Genomic DNA, 257 nt, shown 5'->3' on the forward strand with positions numbered 1-257 from the left:
GAGGCGAAGGGAATGCGGGGCGCCCGCGTGTCCACCTGTGCCACCCGACGCTCGAACTCCTCCAGCATCGGTTCCATCAGCGGCGAGTGGAACGCATGCGAAGTCGCCAGTGCGTGATGGCGGACTCCACGCCCGTCCAAGATCTGCGCGGCCCGCTCGACGGACTCCTCGGACCCGGACAGTACGGTCTGGGCCGGGCTGTTCACCGCCGCGACCACACAGCCCGCCGCCTCCGCGAGCTCCTGCGCCTCGGCCTC

The 257-nt window shown here is 70.8% G+C and carries 1 protein-coding gene; it reads right to left on the reverse strand.

Annotated features, from left to right (window positions below):
- Positions 1–257 (reverse strand): acyltransferase domain-containing protein (locus ACEPPI_RS40910; protein ID WP_373920299.1); only part of this gene is annotated, 257 nt, incomplete at both ends.

It is taken from the genome of Streptomyces sp. AB3(2024) (genome assembly GCF_041862025.1).
Taxonomy (GTDB): Bacteria; Actinomycetota; Actinomycetes; order Streptomycetales; family Streptomycetaceae; genus Streptomyces.